This window comes from Hyphomicrobium sp., from assembly GCF_035687085.1.
Classification (GTDB): Bacteria; Pseudomonadota; Alphaproteobacteria; order Rhizobiales; family Hyphomicrobiaceae; genus Hyphomicrobium_B.
The window spans coordinates 54,577-73,475 of sequence record NZ_DASRYS010000013.1 but is presented as its reverse complement, the minus strand read 5'-3'; the positions used below and the strand labels follow the sequence as shown (position 1 = coordinate 73,475).

Annotated in this window: 21 protein-coding genes; 13 read left to right on the top strand and 8 right to left on the bottom strand. The window is 60.6% G+C overall.

All coding sequences use genetic code 11. From position 1 onward, the window contains the following. Window positions 1-19 precede the first annotated feature (19 nt). The 3 genes from VFG26_RS11065 (at window position 20) to VFG26_RS11055 (ending at window position 4,389) form a co-directional block, all read left to right on the top strand. A complete protein-coding gene (locus tag VFG26_RS11065) occupies window positions 20-1,804 on the top strand; it encodes a tetratricopeptide repeat protein (RefSeq protein WP_325025221.1) in 1,785 nt (594 codons plus the stop codon). 39 nt (window positions 1,805-1,843) lie between these two features. Then, complete coding sequence (locus tag VFG26_RS11060) at window positions 1,844-3,286, top strand: deoxyribodipyrimidine photo-lyase (protein WP_325025219.1); 1,443 nt, start codon at window positions 1,844-1,846, stop codon at window positions 3,284-3,286. A 221-nt stretch (window positions 3,287-3,507) separates the two neighbouring features. Further along, window positions 3,508-4,389, top strand: coding sequence for a L,D-transpeptidase (locus VFG26_RS11055; protein ID WP_325025218.1), 882 nt, complete (start codon window positions 3,508-3,510; stop codon window positions 4,387-4,389). Between the two features lie 83 nt (window positions 4,390-4,472). On the opposite strand, the gene VFG26_RS11050 is transcribed toward VFG26_RS11055, so the two are convergent. The 3 genes from VFG26_RS11050 to VFG26_RS11040 form a co-directional block, all read right to left on the bottom strand. Further along, on the bottom strand, window positions 4,473-5,702 hold the full coding sequence (locus VFG26_RS11050) for a DUF1134 domain-containing protein (protein ID WP_325025216.1): 1,230 nt from the start codon (window positions 5,700-5,702) through the stop codon (window positions 4,473-4,475). 82 nt (window positions 5,703-5,784) lie between these two features. After that, window positions 5,785-6,195 (bottom strand): thioesterase family protein, encoded by a 411-nt coding sequence (locus VFG26_RS11045; RefSeq protein ID WP_325025214.1) that lies wholly within the window; start codon window positions 6,193-6,195, stop codon window positions 5,785-5,787. 187 nt (window positions 6,196-6,382) lie between these two features. Further along, complete coding sequence (locus VFG26_RS11040) at window positions 6,383-6,826, bottom strand: hypothetical protein (protein WP_325025212.1); 444 nt, start codon at window positions 6,824-6,826, stop codon at window positions 6,383-6,385. A gap of 252 nt (window positions 6,827-7,078) precedes the next feature. Here VFG26_RS11040 and VFG26_RS11035 point away from each other — a divergent pair, with 252 nt between their 5' ends. After that, window positions 7,079-7,507, top strand: coding sequence for a hypothetical protein (locus VFG26_RS11035; protein ID WP_325025210.1), 429 nt, complete (start codon window positions 7,079-7,081; stop codon window positions 7,505-7,507). A gap of 82 nt (window positions 7,508-7,589) precedes the next feature. Here the strand turns inward: VFG26_RS11035 and VFG26_RS11030 are convergent, their stop codons facing one another. Continuing rightward, window positions 7,590-7,874, bottom strand: coding sequence for a hypothetical protein (locus VFG26_RS11030; RefSeq protein WP_325025208.1), 285 nt, complete (start codon window positions 7,872-7,874; stop codon window positions 7,590-7,592). A 248-nt stretch (window positions 7,875-8,122) separates the two neighbouring features. On the opposite strand from VFG26_RS11030, the gene VFG26_RS11025 reads away from it, so the two are divergent. After that, on the top strand, window positions 8,123-8,386 hold the full coding sequence (locus VFG26_RS11025) for a hypothetical protein (RefSeq protein WP_325025206.1): 264 nt from the start codon (window positions 8,123-8,125) through the stop codon (window positions 8,384-8,386). A 61-nt stretch (window positions 8,387-8,447) separates the two neighbouring features. Beyond that, on the top strand, window positions 8,448-8,852 hold the full coding sequence (gene msrB, locus VFG26_RS11020) for a peptide-methionine (R)-S-oxide reductase MsrB (protein WP_325025204.1): 405 nt from the start codon (window positions 8,448-8,450) through the stop codon (window positions 8,850-8,852). Between the two features lie 42 nt (window positions 8,853-8,894). Here msrB and VFG26_RS11015 read toward each other — a convergent pair whose 3' ends face one another. Further along, the gene (locus VFG26_RS11015) at window positions 8,895-9,710 is read right to left on the bottom strand and encodes a DUF72 domain-containing protein (RefSeq protein WP_325025202.1); all 816 of its coding nucleotides are present in this window, start codon (window positions 9,708-9,710) and stop codon (window positions 8,895-8,897) included. 206 nt (window positions 9,711-9,916) lie between these two features. Between VFG26_RS11015 and VFG26_RS11010 the strand changes: the two genes are divergently transcribed. The 6 genes from VFG26_RS11010 (at window position 9,917) to VFG26_RS10985 (ending at window position 16,038) form a co-directional block, all read left to right on the top strand. After that, window positions 9,917-10,963: a TonB family protein gene (locus tag VFG26_RS11010; RefSeq protein ID WP_325025200.1), complete on the top strand. Its 1,047-nt coding sequence runs from the start codon at window positions 9,917-9,919 to the stop codon at window positions 10,961-10,963. A 725-nt stretch (window positions 10,964-11,688) separates the two neighbouring features. Continuing rightward, window positions 11,689-12,270, top strand: a complete 582-nt coding sequence (locus tag VFG26_RS11005; protein ID WP_325025198.1) for a hypothetical protein — start codon at window positions 11,689-11,691, stop codon at window positions 12,268-12,270. 22 nt (window positions 12,271-12,292) lie between these two features. Then, window positions 12,293-12,577, top strand: coding sequence for a hypothetical protein (locus tag VFG26_RS11000; RefSeq protein ID WP_325025196.1), 285 nt, complete (start codon window positions 12,293-12,295; stop codon window positions 12,575-12,577). 48 nt (window positions 12,578-12,625) lie between these two features. After that, window positions 12,626-13,900, top strand: a complete 1,275-nt coding sequence (locus VFG26_RS10995) for an MFS transporter (RefSeq protein WP_325025194.1) — start codon at window positions 12,626-12,628, stop codon at window positions 13,898-13,900. A gap of 318 nt (window positions 13,901-14,218) precedes the next feature. Next, on the top strand, window positions 14,219-15,463 hold the full coding sequence (locus VFG26_RS10990) for a diguanylate cyclase (protein WP_325025192.1): 1,245 nt from the start codon (window positions 14,219-14,221) through the stop codon (window positions 15,461-15,463). 311 nt (window positions 15,464-15,774) lie between these two features. After that, window positions 15,775-16,038, top strand: a complete 264-nt coding sequence (locus tag VFG26_RS10985; RefSeq protein WP_325025190.1) for a hypothetical protein — start codon at window positions 15,775-15,777, stop codon at window positions 16,036-16,038. A 72-nt stretch (window positions 16,039-16,110) separates the two neighbouring features. On the opposite strand, the gene VFG26_RS10980 is transcribed toward VFG26_RS10985, so the two are convergent. The 3 genes from VFG26_RS10980 to VFG26_RS10970 all read right to left on the bottom strand — a co-directional run bounded on the left by VFG26_RS10980 (window position 16,111) and on the right by VFG26_RS10970 (window position 18,371). Then, the gene (locus tag VFG26_RS10980; protein WP_325025188.1) at window positions 16,111-16,956 is read right to left on the bottom strand and encodes an SDR family oxidoreductase; all 846 of its coding nucleotides are present in this window, start codon (window positions 16,954-16,956) and stop codon (window positions 16,111-16,113) included. Window positions 16,957-17,208: 252 nt separating this feature from the next. After that, a complete protein-coding gene (locus VFG26_RS10975; RefSeq protein WP_325025186.1) occupies window positions 17,209-17,916 on the bottom strand; it encodes a carbonic anhydrase family protein in 708 nt (235 codons plus the stop codon). A 101-nt stretch (window positions 17,917-18,017) separates the two neighbouring features. Further along, window positions 18,018-18,371 (bottom strand): polymer-forming cytoskeletal protein, encoded by a 354-nt coding sequence (locus VFG26_RS10970; protein WP_325025184.1) that lies wholly within the window; start codon window positions 18,369-18,371, stop codon window positions 18,018-18,020. A gap of 215 nt (window positions 18,372-18,586) precedes the next feature. Between VFG26_RS10970 and VFG26_RS10965 the strand changes: the two genes are divergently transcribed. Further along, window positions 18,587-18,874, top strand: coding sequence for a hypothetical protein (locus VFG26_RS10965; RefSeq protein WP_325025182.1), 288 nt, complete (start codon window positions 18,587-18,589; stop codon window positions 18,872-18,874). The last annotated feature ends 25 nt before the right edge of the window (window positions 18,875-18,899 follow it).

The following is an 18,899-nucleotide window of genomic DNA, read 5'->3' as shown; positions in this document are numbered from 1 at the left end:
TAGGTTGTGTAAGATGTGAATGGCGATTCAAGGCTCCAACAGGGATCTCTTCACGGTAATGATAAGGGCTCTTTCCGTTGCACCGGTGCTTATCGCCTTGGCCTCGCCTATCGCCTTGGGGCCAGTTGCGACGCGCCCGGCGTTCGCCGCCGAGGGGCCCGCACCGATGTCGCCCGTCGAGGAAGCCGCGGCTCAACTCATGCGCGGTGACGTCTCGAAAGCGGTCGAAGCTTATAGCCAAGCGCTGAAGGACACGGGCCTCGCCAACGACCGGCGCGCGACCATTCTCAATGACCGCGGCGTCGCCAATGTACGGCTCGGCGAAACGAAGCTTGCGCTCGAAGACTACAATCGCGCCATCGAGCTTTTTCCCGAATATCCCGTCGCCTACAACAATCGCGGCAACCTGCTTCTGGCTCTTGGTCAGTACGGCGAGGCGATGAAGGATTTCGATCGCGCCATCGTCCTCGCGCCAGGCTATGCGGCGGCATATTCCAACCGCGCCAACGCGCGCATAAAAGCCGGCAAAACGCGCGAAGCGATCCTCGATTTCACCAAGGCCATCGAGCTGATGCCATCGAGCGCGCCGCCACTTTCGGGACGCGGCCTTGCTTATCTGTCGGCGGGCAAGCCGCACGCAGCAATTCGGGACTTCTCGCGGGCGGTGAATGCAGACGCGCGCTTCGCTTCCGCATATCGCAACCGGGCGGAAGCGCGAATGGCACTTGGGCAGCGTGAAGAGGCCATCGAAGATCTGTCCCGCGCCGTTGCCTTCGATGCTGGCAACAGCGAACTCTATATCGTTCGCGGCTATGCCTATCTGCTCGACGGCAATACGGCTTCGGCGATCAAGGATTTCACGCGCGCGATCGAACTCGATGCCAAATCGAGCGCTGCCTACGAGGGCCGCGGCCTTGCCAACGGCTTAGCTGAGGCGGCGGATGAGGCCTACGCCGATCTCAACCGGGCGATTGAACTCGATCCACGCTCGCCCGTTGCGTTCGCTTTCCGGGCGTTCGTCTACAAGCAGAACGGCCAGCCCGAGATCGGCGCCAAAGACGTGCAGACTGCCATCAAGCTCGATGCCAAGTCGCCCGAGGCGCTCTGGGCGCGCGGCGAGATCGAGGAAGCGACCGGGCAAGCCGACACGGCGATCACGGATTTACGCCGGGTTCTGCAGCTGCGGCCGAGCTGGCGCTTCGCAGCCGATGCCCTGAAGCGGCTCGGCGCTTCCGTTGAAGATGCCGAAGACAAGGCGGTGAAATCGCTGGATTTCGGGAAGTGGCACGTCGTCCAACGTGGGAAGGATTATTTCGCGACGAGCGACGAATATCCGCAAATCCGCGTTCCGCTTGAAATGGCGGGTGAGGGTCAGCCGCGGCTGCTGGCGTGGGACATCCAGAAACCGCCCTACGCGAGTTACGGCATTCTGCACTTTTCAGGCGGGCGTGTTCCGGTCAAGGGCGGCGGCTCTGAGGAGGTCGAGCTGGCGGCGATTATCGACATCCCTGCGGCGAAAGTCATAGCCATCGAGCCGCATAAGCAGGGCAGCCGGGTGGCGACTTGGACCTGGGACGGTGACAGCCTGATGGTGGCCAGCGTCGATGGCGCGACTGATCAGTATCAGCTCCGGCCTGTCAATGTTGCGGTTGCCGGACAGCGGCGGCCTTACGGTGCCAGTCAGACGGGTGAGGGCGCGTCTTGGGATCAGCCGTTCGGCATCGATGCGATGCCGCGAGCGGAGCAGAGACCGCAACGCCGGCCGAAGCAAAAGTCCATTTTCGAAATGCTGTTCGGTAATTGATGCAGGAGCCGCCGATACCGGCGGGATAGCGCGGCTTCAATGGGTGATGCACCTGTCATTGTCTGGTTTCGCAATGACTTTCGCCTGCGTGATCATCCAGCGCTCAAGGCCGCTGTTGCAACCGGCTCCCCCGTTATCCCGCTCTACATTTTGGATGAGGAGACGCCTGGGCCGTGGGCGCCCGGCGGCGCGTCCCGATGGTGGCTCGCGAAGAGCCTGGCCGCATTCGCCCATACTAGCGCTACCTGCGGCGGGCAGCTGATCCTGCGGCGCGGGGCCGTTCTCCGGGAGCTGCCACGGATCGTGGAGGAGAGCGGCGCGACAGCCGTCTATTTCACGCGCAGCTATGAGCCTTGGGCTGTCGCGCTCGAAAACGAACTCAAATCTCGCCTCGAAACGAGCGGCGTTGCCTTCAAGCGCTACGGCGGCCGGCTGCTTCGCGAACCTGAAGAGGTGCGCACGCATACGAACGGCGCCTATCAGGTCTTCACGCCATTCTGGCGTGCCTTCGTCAATGGCTTGGACGTGCCGCGGGCCTTGGCAGCGCCGGAGCAGATTGCTTCTCCATCACAACCTCCAAAATCCGATGATTTGCGCGACTGGGAGCTGTTGCCGGTCAAGCCCGACTGGTCAGGTGGTCTGGCGGAGGCTTGGCAGCCGGGCGAAAGCGGTGCGCACGCACGGCTTGCCGGATTCAAATCGCAGCTTGCGGGTTACAAAGAGGATCGCAACCGGTTGGATGCGACTGGAACCTCGCGATTGTCGCCGCATTTGGCGTTCGGGGAAATTTCACCTGCTGCATGCTGGAGAGCGGCAACGGGAGCGGCGAGGGGAAAGGGTGGTCTCGATCAATCCATCGAGACCTTCATGAGGGAACTCGCCTGGCGAGAATTCTCCTATTCGCTGCTCGTTCAATTTCCGCGGCTGCCCGAGGCGCCGCTCAAGTCTGAGTTTGCAGACATGCCGTGGCTCGATGATCCGGCGCAGCTTGCAGCCTGGCAGCGGGGCAAAACGGGTTATCCCGTCGTCGATGCCGGAATGCGGGAATTATGGGCGACCGGCTATATGCACAATCGGGCACGGATGATCACAGCGTCGTTTCTGATCAAGCATCTGCTCATTCCGTGGAGTAGGGGTGAAGCGTGGTTCTGGGATACGCTTGTCGATGCGGATCTCGCGAACAACTCGGCGAGCTGGCAGTGGGTCGCCGGGTGTGGCGCCGATGCGGCGCCTTATTTCCGGATTTTCAATCCCATCCTGCAGGGCCAAAAATTCGATCCGCACGGCAATTATGTCCGGAGATGGGTTCCAGAGCTTGCGCAATTGCCTGATGCCGTAATTCACGCGCCTTGGACTGCAAAAGCTCATGAATTGGCGCAGTATGGGGTTGTGCTCGGAACGACCTATCCGTTTCCCATCGTCGATCATGGCCGTGCGCGCGCCCGGGCACTCGATGCGTACAAAAAAATGAAGGCCACTTAAAAATCGGAAAAGCGGTCCTAGATAGAATTGTCTTCAATCCGTTGCGGGGGGAAAATCGGAGCATTACGCGCGAATGCTCGAGGCGATTGGGCAAGAATTTCGTAAGCATTGGAATTCGGTTGTGCCCATGCGGGCGTCCATTCGTAATTTTCTTAACAGTTCGGCATCATTCCGGATATTATCGTGGCGGGCAAAGCAGTCGTATTGCGTAGGGAGCCAAGATGTTGCGGGCATTTGCGTTGACGGCGATTTTCGCCGCCTTTTATTCCATTCCGGTGCTCGCTGCGCCGTCAGAAGACGAGACAAAGCCGGTTGCCGCGGCGCCTGCTACGACCGAGACCCCTTCGGGTACCACGACATTCTATGGGAATAAGGCTTCCGATGCGGATAAAGCCGCTTCGGAGACCAAGTCAGAGAACTCAGCGCCGGTCGCCGTTGCGCCGAAGCCATTGCCGCCACCGACGCTGATGGCTTCGATCGATCTGGCGCGCCAGAAGATGACCGTGTCGGTGAATGGCGAGCCTCGTTACAGCTGGCCGATTTCTTCCGGCACGGCGCGCTATGCGACGCCGACGGGGAATTTCCGTCCGCAGTGGACAGCGAAAATGTGGTACTCGCGTAAGTACGATAACGCACCGATGCCACACGCGGTCTTCATCAACGGCGGCGTTGCTGTGCATGGCACGGCGCACGTGTCTGCTCTCGGCAGACCGGCATCACACGGTTGCATCCGGCTTGCGCCGGCAAATGCCAAGACCTTCTACAATCTCGTTCAGCGGCACGGTTTGACGATGACGAAGGTCAGCGTCCATGGCCGCCCGAACTGGGGCTCCGAAGGCGCCGTTGCGAGCCGCCAGGAGCGGGAGCGCAAAAACAATGTTGCAAGCGGCGGCCAATTCAATTGGTTGTGGGGCAACAGCTGGGCGAGCGATGATTCCGCTTACGATACCCGGCCGATAAAAAAGCGGGATCACAAGGGCTACAGCTACGTCATGATCGATGGCGTGCCGACCAAGGTCTATCGCCGCAAGAACGGCGAGTATCTCTACAAGGCTCAACCGAAACCGAAAAAGTATTCCAATACTTACGGATACGCCTATTAGCCCTCGGATGACTTCCGCTGCGGCGTTGAGAAAACGAAAAGGCCCGGATTTCCGGGCCTTTTTTTATTGGGTCGCCGAGGTTTTCAGAATGGGTTCCACGTCGGGGTTTCCGTGAAGCCAAGGTAGCCCAGGCTCGCGCCCAAACGCATCCCGACGCCGGAACGGATTGGCGCCATGATGACGGGTCCACCCTTGAGAACCGTCAGTCCTACGCCGCCGACGAAATAGGCGGAGCCATCTATGCCGGTGAAATTGCGGAAGAGCGCTGAGGGTTCGTTCATATTGTAGATGAGGAAAAGCGTCCGCGAGCCCGATGCTCCGAGGTCCGTGCCAAGGGAGGGGCCGTGCCAATAGACTTTCTTGATGCCCGACTGCGAACGCATGAATAGGCTTCCCTGGCCGTAGCGAAGGCCAGCAAGAAAGGCGCCGCCACCTTCAATACCGAGAATGTAAGCGGTCGGGCGCCCGAACTCCTTGAAGGCATGTTCGATAACGCTGGCGAGGTTGGTCGATATCGTGCCGAAGAAGCCCTGCGTCGCGTCGCGGATTTCATCAATCGTGTAGCCCTGCTCAAGCGGCGGCGCCGTATTGGGCGGCAGGGGGTAGGCATCGGTCCCGTGGTCGGGTTGCTTCATCGCCACGACAGGCGGCGGGGGCGTCGCCTCGTGCTTCGTACTAGCGGCCCAGTCGTTCACTGGGGGCAGCGGCGCTTTCGTTACAGTCTGAGGTGCTTCGGGCTTTTTTGCCTTCGGCGTGGCCGGTATTGGGTTTTGGCTCGCGACGTCGGCCGGGGAAGGCGGCGGCGCTTGCGTCGCGGGCTTTGCCGGAGCGGCGGCTGATGCCGCTGGCTTGGGAGCTTGGCCGCTACGTTCTGCCTGGGCGATCTTCTCGTCCAGTCGTTTCAGCATGAGGTCGGATTTGCCCTTGATCACCCCATTGAGTTCTTCGGCGGCGGCCCGCATTTCCCGAAGCTTGGCGCAATCGGGTTGCACGCCTTCCGGGACGCGGCCTAGCGAATCCACTTTCAACAGCAGCGCGCTGCTCTTCTTATCGAACTCTTCGAGCGCCGGATCCTGAATGGCGTCGAGAGCCGCCTCTTCGTAGTCGGTCTCGCTGAGCTTCAGCGCGGCCCGGTAACGCTGCATGCGCTCCTGGAGTTTGGGCTGCGCTTCCAGCGTCAAAGCTCTGAGGCTCGCTCCGGACTGGTCGATTGCCGCCGCAAAATCCTTCGTGGTGCAAGTCTCGGCTGCTTCGGCGGATCCGGCGGCAGCCAGCGCGGCGGCGAGAATGATGAGAGCTGGCAGCAGTCGCATTAGCCTGTAACTCCGGTGGTGTTGCCGCTGGGCGAATAGAAATGCGGCGCATGACTCGACGCGACGAATGCTGAGCCTTCCTCTACGGTCGTGGCAGAGATTTGGCAGCCAGCCGCGCCATGAACCGGGGCGTGTCAACGACAATGCGAGTATGGACCCCCGATCCGATTTGCTCGGCCCCGTCGTTTGCAACGACATCAAATGTCAGTTTGCGTCCCTCAATCGCCTTCAGCGTTGCCTTTGCTGTGACGGTGAAGCCGATCGGCGTGGGCGCAGTATGCGCCACGTTGAGCTGCACGCCTAGGCTCTGATAATCCTCAGGCAGATGGCCCTCGAGGCAGTTGACGGCGGCTGCTTCCATCAGGGCGAGAAGCATGGGGCTGGCGAAGACGGGAACGTTGCCGCTGCCCACGTTTGTTGCGAGCCGCTCCTCAGTCACGAGCGCGCTTGCCGTGCCCTCCAAGCCCACTTTCAATGCTGATAAATCGGCCATTTTCGTCCTTCGTGTTTGTAGGCAGGCCTTAAGGCTCGGACTTCCTTTTATCAATGTGGCAAGGCTGGCCGCGGCAGGCGTTAACCTTGCTGCTGCGGCGCCAAGCATAGGACGCGGTCGAAGCGGGATCATCGGCGGCATCCGGCTAGCCAAGTTTGAAGCGGTGCTGCTTTTGAGGCGCCAAGGCTCAGGGTTTGGAAAATTCAATGAGTCCCGGGAAGGCCGTGCCTTTTGGCCCAATTTCCGTCAGGACCGCGGCGCAGCTTTCGTCGATGATGACCTTGCATTGGTTCGGGTCATCCTCGCGGACGCAATGCTTTACCCTCAGCCATGCATCGTAGATTTTCTTTTGCTGCACATTGAAGGCGTCGAGTTCCGCGCCTGAGTAGACGGCCGGGAGGGCGGAGGCCTTTTCCGTGATCTTGGCGCCGGTGCACAGTTCGACGGCACCCAGGGCTTGGCCGTAGCGCGAGCCCAGATCGCGCGGCGTCAGATTGGTGCTCGCGATATCAGCTTTGGTTTTAACGACGATGTCTTCGGCCGGTTCATCGGCCGCCACCGCTCCCCAGGAAAGGACCATTGCGATTGCCCCAACGGCGGGTCCAAGGGCGTCACGCCTCCCTAGGTTCATTGTTTTCTCCACATCAGGTGTATCGGCAATTGAAGGCTCCGGGGCCCGGTCGTCCGTCTCGTCTTCGTCCCAAGGCAAGCGCTGCCATACTTTTTAGTAAGTAGACCGGAATCCACGTTCTCGCAGCACCGGCGAAAGATTATACCCTAGCCGCGACGCTGGAAGCGCAAGCCACGTCTTTGTACTTGCTGCCGGCCGGGGATGCGGATTTGTTATGGACCGGAGTATTATCGCCGTCCAAGGAGACCTCAGATGACCTCACGCTTTCTGGTAGTGGCAGCTGTCTGTGCCGCCTTCGCGGCGGCGAGCGCCGGTCCGAGCTTTGCACTTTCGACGAAGGAATGCAGCGTGAAGTACCAGGCAGCGAAATCTGCCGGCACTTTGAACGGCCAGTCGTGGAACGAATTCCGCAAGAAAGAATGCGGCGCAGATGATCCTGCGGCCCCTGCCAGCACCGATGACAAGGCGGCAGTCAAGAGCACAACGACGGCACCGTCGGGTACGGTCTTCCCGAAGTCGATCGATCCGAAGTATTCGAAGGAGACGGCTGGCAAAGCTCGCATGCACACATGCCTCGACCAGTACAAGGCGAACAAGGCCTCGAACGCCAATGGCGGCCTGAAGTGGATCCAAAAAGGCGGCGGATACTACAGTCTGTGCAACGCCTCGCTGAAAGGCTGACGGCCTTTCGGGACTCTCTCTGGAAATGGCAACGGCGAGATCGGATCTCGCCGTTTTGTTTTTTTCGGAGCGTGATGGAAGCCTAGCGCTTGTTCAGCCGGTCCCGCTGCCACGTGAGATACATCACGGTAACAAGTGACGTCAGGAACATCGTTCCAAGGATTGCCGGCTGACGCATGAATGCGCGCCAGACATCGAAGCCCTCTAGCCATCCGCCGCGGTTGGTCAGCACGTTGTTCAAGACGAGAATGACGAATGCGACCAGCGACGTCAGCCCTGTGGCGATGACGGCTTCAACGAGCCGCTTCGTCATGCGAGGTACGGATATCGAATTGCGGCCAATCGCGAGTTGGGTCCGGTCCGACATGATGTGCTCCTCATTGTTTGGGCGAAGGGGCACGGCGATCGCCACGGAGCCCCGGATTTATTCTCCCTGTTTACCAGATTCGCCCCATCAACGTGGCATCGGCGAGGCGTGGGAGCAGATCAGGTTATGCAATTTCTGATTATTTCCGAGTGATAAGAACTCGCTCACCGTATTTCAGCTTGCTACAGCTAATGGTGGGCGCAGCGCGCTAGCTGGGTGTTTGCTGATCAACAGAGGGTGGAAAAGCCATGAAGAGCGCACTTTGTTTTGCCGCCGCGTTGGCGCTGGCCGGGTTGCTGCCGACCGCAGCGGGGGCAGGGGATTCCATCTTCGACGTCGAGCATGCCCGTGCCGAATACCGGGCGGGCCGGCTGACGCCCGAGAACGCTGAGCTGATGGACCGGTACGGATGGCCGAGCGGCTGCAACGGGCGTCCTTGCTACGCTCTGCAGCCTCCGCCCGAGCCCGTTCAGATCGATCTGCGAAGGCTCGATCGGCGCGCCCGCTGGTAAGGCTTGCCGCCGCTCGAGCGTATAGCTTGCACCTCAACTCCAGTTGGCGGACATAAAGCGAATGGAAAAGAAACAAGTCCCGATGGACGAGTCCGAGTGGCGCAAGCGGCTGACGCCCGAGCAGTATCGTGTGCTGCGCGAGAAGGGCACCGAGCCGCCATTCACGGGCGAATATCTCGAGGTTGACAGCGACGGCACATTCACGTGCGCGGCGTGCGGTAATCCGCTGTTCTCGTCCGATGCGAAGTTCGAGTCCGGGACGGGCTGGCCGTCGTTCGACGAAGCGCTGCCCGGCGCCGTCGAATATCACACCGATACCTCGCACGGCATGGTGCGCACTGAGATCACGTGTGCGCGCTGCGGGTCGCACCTCGGCCACGTTTTTGACGACGGCCCGACGGAAAGCGGCAAGCGCTATTGCATCAACTCGGTCTGCCTCAACCTCGACGAAGAGGCCAAGGGCTAGCATCGTGCGCTCGCAGGCAAGGCTTGCGAGCGCCCTAGTATCTTAGACGCGCTTCTGGAAAGCCATGGCCGCGGCCGGGGCGCGGACTTTGCCCTCATGGATAAAGTACACGAACACGTCACGCGGTGACGGTGCGGGCTTGGCGCCACTATCAATGATCGGAAGATCACTTGGCACGCCGCCCGCGGCCCACGCCTTGGCGCGCTCGGCCCACTTGTCGAGCGCTTTCGGCTTATAGGCGGTTGGGATGTTGTCATCGCCAGTCTGCAATCGCGCATAGACGAAGTCGCTCGTCACGTCGGCGATCGCCGGGTAGGTGGCGTGATCGGCGAACACGATGGCCACGGATTTCTTGCGCGCGAGTTCTATGAATTCGCGCGTGCAGAAGGATGGGTGACGCGGTTCGACGGCATGTTTCAGTTTGTGGCTGCCAGCCTTGGCTGGAAGGAGGTCCAGAAAGGCGCCGAAGTCCTCTTCGTCGAACTTCTTCGTCGGCGCGAATTGCCAGAGCAGGGGGCCGAGCTTGGGACCCAGTTCAGTAATCCCTGAATCGATAAACCGCTTGATCGATTCTTCCGCCTCAGCGAGCACGCGCCGGTTTGTCGTGTAACGGGGCCCTTTCAAGGAAAAGACAAAATTATCGGGACTTTCCTTGGCCCAGCTCGCGAAGGTCGAGGGCTTCTGGGTCCGGTAATAGGTGCCATTGACCTCGATCGTGGCGAGATGGTGGCTCGCGTATTCAAGCTCTTTTGCATGTGGAAGATCGTCCGGATAGAACACGCCGCGCCACGGCTCGAACGTCCAACCTCCGATGCCCGCTCGGATTTTTCCGGCAGGTCGGGTGCTTTTACGGGGCATGGGCCGCCTTCACGAATTGAGAGCTCCAACTTTCAGGGAGAGCGAATCGCTTAGTTTGGATGCAACGCTTTTCCCGCGACCTCAGGGCGCATCACGCATAATCGCCACCATGCGATCTCGGCGTTTTTCCGCCGTTCAGTTATCATCTCTGGTTCGGGCCGGGGCAAGCGATGTAATTTGCTACCGTGGGAATTGAACATAGAAACATGATCGCCGAAGACGTACAGCAAACGGCTGGTCTTTCTATTGCGGGCTTCTCGCGCTGGGGCGAGGGCGCGTCGAATCGCGAGCGAAATTTCTACATTGCTCTCGCAGTTGCCGCGCTGCTGCACGCCTCGTTCTTCATCGGTGCGGTCGCAACCGGTCATGCCAAGCGCCTGGGCAGCGAGACGGGCTCCGATGATGCGATCAGCGTGTCGCTCGTCACGGAAGCGGATCTCAAGAACCGCGCCATGGCCGATGAGCCGGTAACACCGCCGCCCGGTCCGATTGCGCCGACACAGGAGGCGCCGCCGCCTCAGCCTACTCAGCAGCCCAAACCTGAGCAGGCGCAGCCCGAAGCTCAGCCAGAGCCGCCGCCGCCGCAGGCGCAAGAAAAGCCTCAGCCCGAGACGCCGCCTACTCCTCCCGAGGAAATGGCGGAGCCTGACCCGGTGAAGCCGGAGCAGGAACTCGCCAAGCTCGATGATGCGAGCCCGGACAGCAATCCGCCCGACCTGTTCTCGCTTCAGGATGAAGATCCAACGAAGATGCAGAGTCAGACGGAGCCGAAGCCCAATCCCGAGGCTAAGCCTGAGAGCAAGCCGGAGCCCAAGACCGAGACGAAGAAGGCGGCCAAGACACCGCCCAAGCAGCCGTCCAAACAACCCTCGAAGCCGAAGAAAAATGAGATGGCGGCTCTCGATTTGTCGGCGCCGGCAATTCCCTCGTTCAGCGGCGGCGGTGGCGGGGCTGCGTTTCAGCGGCCGCCCGGCATTACCCGCTCGGGCCTCAATGACGCCTTCGCCCGGGCGGTGATCCGCGCGCTGCAGCAAACGATGCCGCAGCTGACGGATGCGCTCGGCCGCGTGACGGTGAGAATTCTGTTGTCCGAAACGGGCAATGTCGTCGAGGTGAAGCTGCTGTCGGGGTCCAAGAATCCGTCGCTCAATCAGGACGTCGTTTTCGCCGCCCAACAGACGAGCTATCCGATACCGCCGGCGGGATCCAACCTGGCCGACCGTACCTTCATGGTCACGTACATTTACGACTGAGTGCTCGACCGCTGAGCGAGGGGCGGAGTTCTCCCGCATAGGACCGCCAGTGTCGATCAGTTTACTGATGTCGCGAGTACGGCTTGTTCGGCATGCACGGCCGATGAAATGGCCAAGCCGACAATCGTCAGTATGAAGAGGGCGAGGGCAAAGATGGCGTCGGTCTTTTCCGTCATGGTCGCTCCAAATCGTTCAACCGATGCAGCAGCCAATCTGCCGTTCGATTTGCAACTTGAGCGTGACCTCGACGCGTTTCTTCTGATGTTGGAGCAAGGCTACGGGCGACTCAGCGTTCGTCTCAATAGCCAAAATGAAGCAGCGCCGGCGATACGCCAAACCAGTGGCGCCGGCGCTGCACTTCCTCACTCATTACGCGAACTGAATAAACGCAAAACTGAACGCGGAATTAGCGCTGAGGGGCATCCTGGGAAGCCGGAACGGGCCCACCAAGCTTCATGGGTACATATTCCGGCGTCTCACGACGGCAGGCTCCGAGCATCAACGCGACAATGCAAATTCCAAGAGCGGCGACTTTCATTGGTCAATTCTCCCGGTGGCTCACTCGAACTCAAGAAATGTATGAGCGCCTAACGTCTAGCCGATTAAGGTTGTTCCCAGGTTACCAAACCTCCCGCATTGAGCAGTGGACGCCTTTTATCCACCATTCTCCGGCCAATGTCGGGCGCTTTGATTGGCTTTGATCGCATCACCTCGAGTGCTCTGCCATGCCCGATCTCATCCGCCATCCAACCGTGTTTCTTGCAGCCTGCGGAGCGTTATCTGCCTGGCTCGGCCTTCAGTTCAATGATGGCAACTACGGCGAGGCCCCGCAGCCGGGCCTCTATATGGTTCTGACCGGCGTGTGGTTCGGGTTGGCCTTGGGCGTCGGGCTCTGGCGGTTTGGTCACGTCTCGCCCGCCGGGGTGATCATGGTCATGCTGGTGACGTGGATCGCATGGGAAGCGGCGGTCAATGTCGCGATTCAGATAGACGGTCCATTGCTCGCGGCGGCCGGTCCCAGTCTCATCAAGTCATGTCTCGCAGGGTTTGTGGCAGGTGCGGTGGGAGCGGCCATCACGTGGGCGGGCGCGGCGGCGTTCGTCCCATCATTGCGCAGACCGGTCGCTGTGAGCAGCATCGTCATGGCGGGCGCGCTACTTGGTGTGCTGTTGCCGGCGACGAACTATTTCGATGGCGGTGCTGTTCTTCTCGTCGCATGGCAGACGGCCGTCGCGGGCTTGATCGGTCTGAATATGCTAGGATCGGAGCGCCCCAGGTCGCGCGTGACGCTCGCTGCTGGCGGATGAACTTCTTCGCGGAGCCCATGCGATGCTTATACGGACGTGCGCCGCCGTCATTGCGGCTCTCTTGATTCCGGCGGCCGCAATCGGCGGCTCAACGATCGCCGATGATGATCCGGACCGCTCCGCCGGATCGATCTCGCAATTGATGAAATCGGGCTGGCAGATTGCGGGCTACGCCAGCAATTCGGACAATCGTTCGACCTTCATCCTCTTCAAGCATCCGAACGAGACCTATCTCGTCCAATGCATGGCGGGATACGACGTCACCCGGGCGCCGCGCGTCTTTCAGAATTGCTACCGGTTGCGGTGAGCCGCGCTTTCGGCCTAAGTCGCGCCGGGGTAAGGGGCGCGACGGGGAATGACAACAAAAGCGGGACGCATGGCATGGGCGATCGTCGGCTTGCTGTGGGCCGTCGCGCTGCTCAACTACCTCGATCGTCAGCTCGTCGTCACGATGCCCGGCCAAATCAAGGCGGACCTCCGCCTCGGTGACGAGAAGTTCGGCCTGCTGTCGTCGGTTTTCCTCTGGGTCTATGGCTTCTGTTCGCCTTTGGCCGGCTACGTTGCCGATCGCGCCGGCAAGAAGAAAGTCATTCTGGCGAGCCTCGTCGTCTGGTCGGCCGCCACTTTTGTCAGCGGCCTTGTGACCTCCTTCGAAGGCATGCTTCTCGCACGCGCTGTCCTCGGCGTCAGCGAGGCGTTCTACATGCCCGCCGCGGTCGCTCTGATCGTCGAATATCATCGCGGGCCGACACGGAGCCGGGCGACGGGTCTGCATCTGAGTGGAGTCTACGCGGGTTCCGTGCTCGGAGGCCTTGGCGGCTTCATGGCTGAAGCCTTTGGCTGGCGCGCGGTCTTTCTCGTCATCGGCGGCATCGGCGTCGCTTACGCGCTTCTGTTGACTGTCATCTTTCCATCCCGCCTCGAGGCGGGGGCTCAGTCTGCCCGAGAGGACGCAGAAGTTGGCGCAAGCGATGCGGCTTCGGCGGCATCGCTCTTGCTGGCGCCGGGATTTCTGCTGCTGCTGTTGATGAACGTGCTCGACGGCGCCGCCTATTGGCCTGTCCGCAATTGGCTGGCCGAATTCTTCCGGTCCGAGCTTGGCGTCGATCCCGCGTGGGCCGGCGTCTATGGCCCAATGACGTTCAATGGGGCCGCGTTTCTTGGAATGTTGATTGCGAGCAATGTTTCGGATTGGTGGGCGGGCTCAAACGTTCGGGCGCGCGCACTGGTGCCGGCCATCGGGTTTATCATCGCGGCGCCGTGCCTCTATCTGATGGGCGCGGTGGAGTACGTTCCCGTCATTCTTTGCTGCATTGTCGTTGCGGGCATGTCGCAAGGATTTCTCGACGCCAACCTGATGCCGGCTGTTTGCACAGTCGTCGATTTCCGCGTGCGGGCTACTGCCTATGGGCTGTTGAATTTTGCTGGGACGACCGCAGGGGGCGTCATGACCTACGCCGGCGGGCGGTTGAAAGAGCAGAACATCCCCTTCAGCACGCTATTTCAGATTGCGAGCGGGATGATCCTCTTAGCCGGGCTTCTGCTTCTCATGGTCAAGCCGGCGAGCCGCGTTCGAAAAAGCGGCGAAGACGCCTCAGCGCCCGTCGAGGCGGCTGCCGTTCCTGAATGACTTTAATCATCTCGCAAGCATTCTTCTAAAAGTTCGCTGCAGGATCCGGAACGCGCTTTGAAGTCCGTTAATTGAAGAAGAAGAGCGCGCGATGAGCGGTGCAAGGCCAGAAGCGACGAGGTAAGGCGCTGAAATTGCGCGTCTTTGTGACCTCGCCCCGCTGATGGCTGCAATCAGGTTCTGTCGTGGGCCGCTCGCGCGGGCGACGAATTGTGCCGTTGCGCGCCCGCCCACCATCTCGTCTGTGTACCTCCTATTAAGGCGGGTGGTCTTAACGTTGCTTTTGCTCACTCCGTGAACTGAGCAGAAGCACCTGTGATGGAACGAGTGTCCCACGAAAACATACCAGCCGGTGTCGACTCGAGGATCGTCGAGAGGACCATCCGTTCCGGATTTCCGTGGCTGAAATTCCCCCGGCGGCTCGAGGCTGCGTTCGAGGCAGAAGTCGGCGCCGACAGGTGCCGGCAGCTTGCGATCGGCGCTTTGTTCGGCGTCGTTCTCTACAATCTCTTCCTGATATCGGACTGGTTGACCGCGCCGGACACGTTTCATATTGCGCTCTGGGTACGTCTGGGCGTCGTTACGCCCATTGCCTTGCTGCTCATCGCGACATTGTATTTGAATCCGCCGGTCGGCGTACGCGAACTCATAGTGGCCGCGGGCGCCGTCGTTCTCGGGGCAGGCAGCAATCTCTATTTAATGCTGGCCGCGCATGGCCCGCATCACGATGCTCAGCACCAGATCATCATCCTGATCCTGCTCTTCATCACGATGGTTCAGCGGATCCGCTTTTGGTATGCGGTCGCGGCTTGCCTTGCCTGCTTTGCGATGCATGCCGTGGGGCTCGCGATGCTACCTCAGTATCCCCTCGACTTTCAGGTCTCTGCCAACGCCGTCTTCGGCTGCGCCGTCGTGCTGGCGATCTTTGCGTCTTATGTGCTCGAACGTGAAATGCGCATGAACTTCCTGTTGTCGCTTCGCGGGCGCCTGCAGCGGCGCGAACTCGACGTCGAGAGCCGAAGAGACCCGCTGACGGGGTTGCGCAACCGGCGCTCGCTCGACGAGGTGATCGAGGTTTGTAACCAGAACAAGGGCTGGAACCAGGAGCTGGCAATCGTTCTGCTCGACATCGACCACTTCAAGGCCTTCAACGATACGGCCGGTCATCAGGCCGGCGACGTCTGCCTGAAGCGGGTTGCGGGGATCATTCAAAGCGAATTGCGAGATCACGTCGATACGGCGTTCCGGTTCGGCGGCGAAGAGTTCATTCTCGTTCTGCGTGGCGTCGATCTTTCAACTGCCGTGAGGATATCGGAGCGGATCCGGCGCGCGATCGAGGATGCTGCCATTCCTCATCCGGCCTTGCCGATTGGCGATGTCGTGACGGTAAGCATGGGAGTGGCATCCGCCATCGTGAGCCGCGAGATCCGCGTCGGCGTTATCATTTCCGCCGCGGACTCGGCGCTCTACGCTGCCAAGCGCAATGGGCGCAATCAGGTCTCGCCACGTCCGCAGCCGTCGGACGTCGTCGACATGCAGGATCGGAAGCTTCGTCTTATGTGATGTTGCTTGAGCGGGAGCGTTCAAAGCCGCAATTCTGCATTCGAATAAATGAACGTGGGCGCGGTCGATCAGCGCACGGCGATTGAGGCCAATGTCTCGCCCACGGGTGTTGCCCTGCGTTGTGATGGTGAAGATTCGGGCCTAAGCATGGGCTTATCTCATACAAGATGGGTTGCCTGATCTGCGCGAGGCGCGTGAGTTTAGTTTGACATCTGCCTTGCGCTGTTGCGTTCGGGTTTGTCGCGCTTGACCGCGGAACAACGTCAGGTCATTTGCGTTGCTCCACGGAATGGCATTGAAGGAAAACTATCATGCAGAGGGTCGCAAGTCTGGCGGTGGTGATGCTCGCCTTGTCGTCGGGTTGTGCTTTCGCCGTCAGTCAGGCGGTCAAGGACGCGTGCTCTTCGGATTACGCCGCTTATTGCAGTCAGCATAAGGTCGGGACGCAAGCTGCAAGGCAGTGCATGCGTGAGCACCGCAAAATGCTGACGGACGGATGCATCCAGGCGCTCGGCAAATCGAGCGAAGTCACGCAAGCCGATATCGAGCAGTACAAGCGCGAACATAACCGGTAAGCGCCAGCTTTCAAAAAGCCGTCGCCTGCGGACGCAGGCGGCGGTTTGTGCTGTCTGCGTCGCGCCTCGTGGCTACCAGCGCACTTTATTCAACGAGAAAAATCGACTGAAGAGTTTGCGCACGACGGTGCTTGGAAGCTTGCCGCGTGTGAAGTGCATGAATTTCGCCGTCGGGCCCACGGCCGTCCGGAATTTCGGGTGAGGCGCTTCCAGAGCGCGGGCCACAGCGGTCGCAACTTCAATCGGATCGCGGGCGGCTTTTGCGACATGGGCATCGATCGTGAATTCGAGATGCCGCATCAGGGGATAGTAAGCGCTCGATTTCGGCAATACGCGCGGCGAGCTTTGCCAGATGTTCGTGCGATAGGCGCCGGGCTCGATCAAAATCATGTCGATGTTGAAGTGCTCGAGTTCGTAGGCGACGGCCTCCGCCCAGCCTTCGACCGCCCATTTCGCAGCGCTGTAAGGTGAGTTGCCTGGCTGGCCTGCGAAGGCCGCTTCGCTCGATATAATCACGATACGGCCGTGCTTCTGGGCGCGGAAGGCGGGAAGCAGGCGCTTCGTCAGTGCGAGAACGCCGAAGTAGTTCACCTCCATCACATGACGAATGTGTGCTTCATCGAGGTCCTCGAAGGCGCCGCCGACCGCTACGCCGGCGTTATGAATGACTGCATCAAGCCGCTGATTGCCGAGATCTAGCCTCGCGATGGCACGATCCATGGATACGGGGTCTGTCACGTCGAGCTGCTCAATGCGGACGTTGGCGCCGACGCCAGCGGCCTCCAAGGCGCGGTCGATCGCCTTTCGCTTCGTGAGGTCCCGCATCGTTGCGATGACGTGCCAGCCGCGTTTGGCAAGCTCGACTGCAATCACAAGGCCGAAGCCTGACGACGTTCCGGTTATGAGAACTGATGGCACCTTTGAGAACCTCTGGCTGCGCGCGTCTTTCCGCAATCCTACGTCAGCAATGTCTCAGGGGCGAGCTTGTGCTGTTCCCCAGGGAACAGGACGGTGGTCCTGCCCGTGCTTTGATCGCGGTGAGGCATCCGTCTCGCGGTGCCGGTCGCAAAGCATCTTGTCTGTGAACCCGCCGGCTCACAGGTTCGATACGATGCGGCCGGCTCCCCGAGCCGGAACGCCGTCATTCTGGCGGTGGTCAGGCAGCGACGATCAGCTCATGAACGTCACGCGGCCCGTGGCAACGTCGTGCATTGCCGGCACGATCATCAGCTTTCGATCGGCCACGAGTTCGGAGAGGACGGTGCTCTTCTTCGTCAGCATTTCAACACCAAGCTTGGCGTTATCAAGCGCCACAGCTTGTACGAAGCCGCCATTCTTGCTCGTGTGCTCGCCGGGCTCATTCTTGTTTGCTTCGATGGCGGGGTGGATCTTTGCGAGAAGTCCGGTCAGCTTGCCAAGCTCGGCGCCGTCGACGGCACCCTTCACAGCGCCACACTGGCTGTGCCCAAGCACAACGATGAGTTTCGCTCCCGCGAGTTTGGCTGCAAACTCGGCGCTGCCGACGATGTCGTCGTTGATGACGTTGCCCGCCACGCGCGCGCTGAAGATATCGCCGATGCGCTGGTCGAAAACGAATTCCGGCGGCACGCGGGAATCGATGCACCCAATGACGACGGCGAAGGGGTATTGACCATTCGCGGTTGCCTGCACTTGCGCCATGAGATCGCAATTGATCGACTTGCCGGAAACGAAGCGCTCGTTGCCTTCCTTGAGCCGCGCGAGCGCGTCATCCGGACTGATCGCAGACTGGGTCGCTTGCGTGAGTGCTTCGCACTGGCTGGCGGCGAAGGACTGGTCGACGGTCAGCAGGCTCGCAGCGATCGCTCCGCTGCAGCAGAATTGACGGCGTGAAAGCAAGATTTCCCCCCTTGGTTTCCGGGGGCATTGGCGTTTCTTCCCCCCGCTCCGCATATGTACGGGATTCGGCGGGGCACGCAGTCTTTGATGGACCTGCTGAACTAGAGCAGCCGCAGCGGTTCGGCGTGGCGGCGCGATTTGCCTTCGAAGAATGAGCCATCTTCCAGAAGAAGCCGCTTGTGCACGATATCGGCGTTGACTTGGCACGCGGCCTTGAGCGTCAGCCGATCGGCAAAAATTTCGCCCGTGACTTCGCCGAGGATGGTCACGTCCTCGGACTTGATCGTGCCTTCAACGACGCCTCGTTCTGCGACGAGGAGCGAGAGACAGTTAACGTCGCCAAGGATGGTGCCTTCGACGACTACGGGGCCGGGGTAGTCTACGCCGCCCTCGATTGTCGCCGTGCGCGGGATGGAAAGCGTCCGGCCTATGTTTGCCGGCTTTCGCTCGATCATGGCTCGCCCCAAAACTGATGCTCTCAATCCCCGCGGCATGCATCTTGTCAAATGTTGGTGGCGAATTTCGGGCCGCGATGCCTGTTTCGCGCGCTGGCCGCTCGCGCGCCTCGGCGCCGCGACCTCGCTGCGTGCTCCTCCTTGGCAGTGCGGGCTTGCATGGGCGGCGGCAATCGTATTAGGCAACGCGACATCGGCTGGAAGGAGTTTTTGGGATGGCGGACAGTATCGACACAAACCAGGCAATCGCGGACTTGAAGCGCGAGGTCGCCGAACTCTCTGGGCTGTCGCTTGCGACCGGCGTCATCCTCACGCAGCTCCTGCAGAAGATCGCCAGCCGCGAGATGAACCCGCAGGCGTCGGCCACGGCCATTGTCAACAATGCGCGCAACGCCATCGAGAGCTTCACTGAACGCGAGGGGTCGGATCCCGCGATGAAGTCGCGGGCGCTTGCGGCCGTGAAGCAGTACGAGGACCAGATCCGGTCGGTGCTGCGCGACTAGGACGTTGCACGAGCGGCGAGGGCCA

Bases quoted from the DNA above. Each gene is read 5' to 3' on its own strand.
- VFG26_RS11065 (WP_325025221.1), top strand. From the start codon at position 20: ATGGCGATTCAAGGCTCCAACAGGGATCTCTTCACGGTAATGATAAGG.
- VFG26_RS11060 (WP_325025219.1), top strand. From the start codon at position 1,844: ATGGGTGATGCACCTGTCATTGTCTGGTTTCGCAATGACTTTCGCCTG.
- VFG26_RS11055 (WP_325025218.1), top strand. From the start codon at position 3,508: ATGTTGCGGGCATTTGCGTTGACGGCGATTTTCGCCGCCTTTTATTCC.
- VFG26_RS11050 (WP_325025216.1), bottom strand. From the start codon at position 5,702: ATGCGACTGCTGCCAGCTCTCATCATTCTCGCCGCCGCGCTGGCTGCC.
- VFG26_RS11045 (WP_325025214.1), bottom strand. From the start codon at position 6,195: ATGGCCGATTTATCAGCATTGAAAGTGGGCTTGGAGGGCACGGCAAGC.
- VFG26_RS11040 (WP_325025212.1), bottom strand. From the start codon at position 6,826: ATGAACCTAGGGAGGCGTGACGCCCTTGGACCCGCCGTTGGGGCAATC.
- VFG26_RS11035 (WP_325025210.1), top strand. From the start codon at position 7,079: ATGACCTCACGCTTTCTGGTAGTGGCAGCTGTCTGTGCCGCCTTCGCG.
- VFG26_RS11030 (WP_325025208.1), bottom strand. From the start codon at position 7,874: ATGTCGGACCGGACCCAACTCGCGATTGGCCGCAATTCGATATCCGTA.
- VFG26_RS11025 (WP_325025206.1), top strand. From the start codon at position 8,123: ATGAAGAGCGCACTTTGTTTTGCCGCCGCGTTGGCGCTGGCCGGGTTG.
- msrB (WP_325025204.1), top strand. From the start codon at position 8,448: ATGGAAAAGAAACAAGTCCCGATGGACGAGTCCGAGTGGCGCAAGCGG.
- VFG26_RS11015 (WP_325025202.1), bottom strand. From the start codon at position 9,710: ATGCCCCGTAAAAGCACCCGACCTGCCGGAAAAATCCGAGCGGGCATC.
- VFG26_RS11010 (WP_325025200.1), top strand. From the start codon at position 9,917: ATGATCGCCGAAGACGTACAGCAAACGGCTGGTCTTTCTATTGCGGGC.
- VFG26_RS11005 (WP_325025198.1), top strand. From the start codon at position 11,689: ATGCCCGATCTCATCCGCCATCCAACCGTGTTTCTTGCAGCCTGCGGA.
- VFG26_RS11000 (WP_325025196.1), top strand. From the start codon at position 12,293: ATGCTTATACGGACGTGCGCCGCCGTCATTGCGGCTCTCTTGATTCCG.
- VFG26_RS10995 (WP_325025194.1), top strand. From the start codon at position 12,626: ATGACAACAAAAGCGGGACGCATGGCATGGGCGATCGTCGGCTTGCTG.
- VFG26_RS10990 (WP_325025192.1), top strand. From the start codon at position 14,219: ATGGAACGAGTGTCCCACGAAAACATACCAGCCGGTGTCGACTCGAGG.
- VFG26_RS10985 (WP_325025190.1), top strand. From the start codon at position 15,775: ATGCAGAGGGTCGCAAGTCTGGCGGTGGTGATGCTCGCCTTGTCGTCG.
- VFG26_RS10970 (WP_325025184.1), bottom strand. From the start codon at position 18,371: ATGATCGAGCGAAAGCCGGCAAACATAGGCCGGACGCTTTCCATCCCG.
- VFG26_RS10965 (WP_325025182.1), top strand. From the start codon at position 18,587: ATGGCGGACAGTATCGACACAAACCAGGCAATCGCGGACTTGAAGCGC.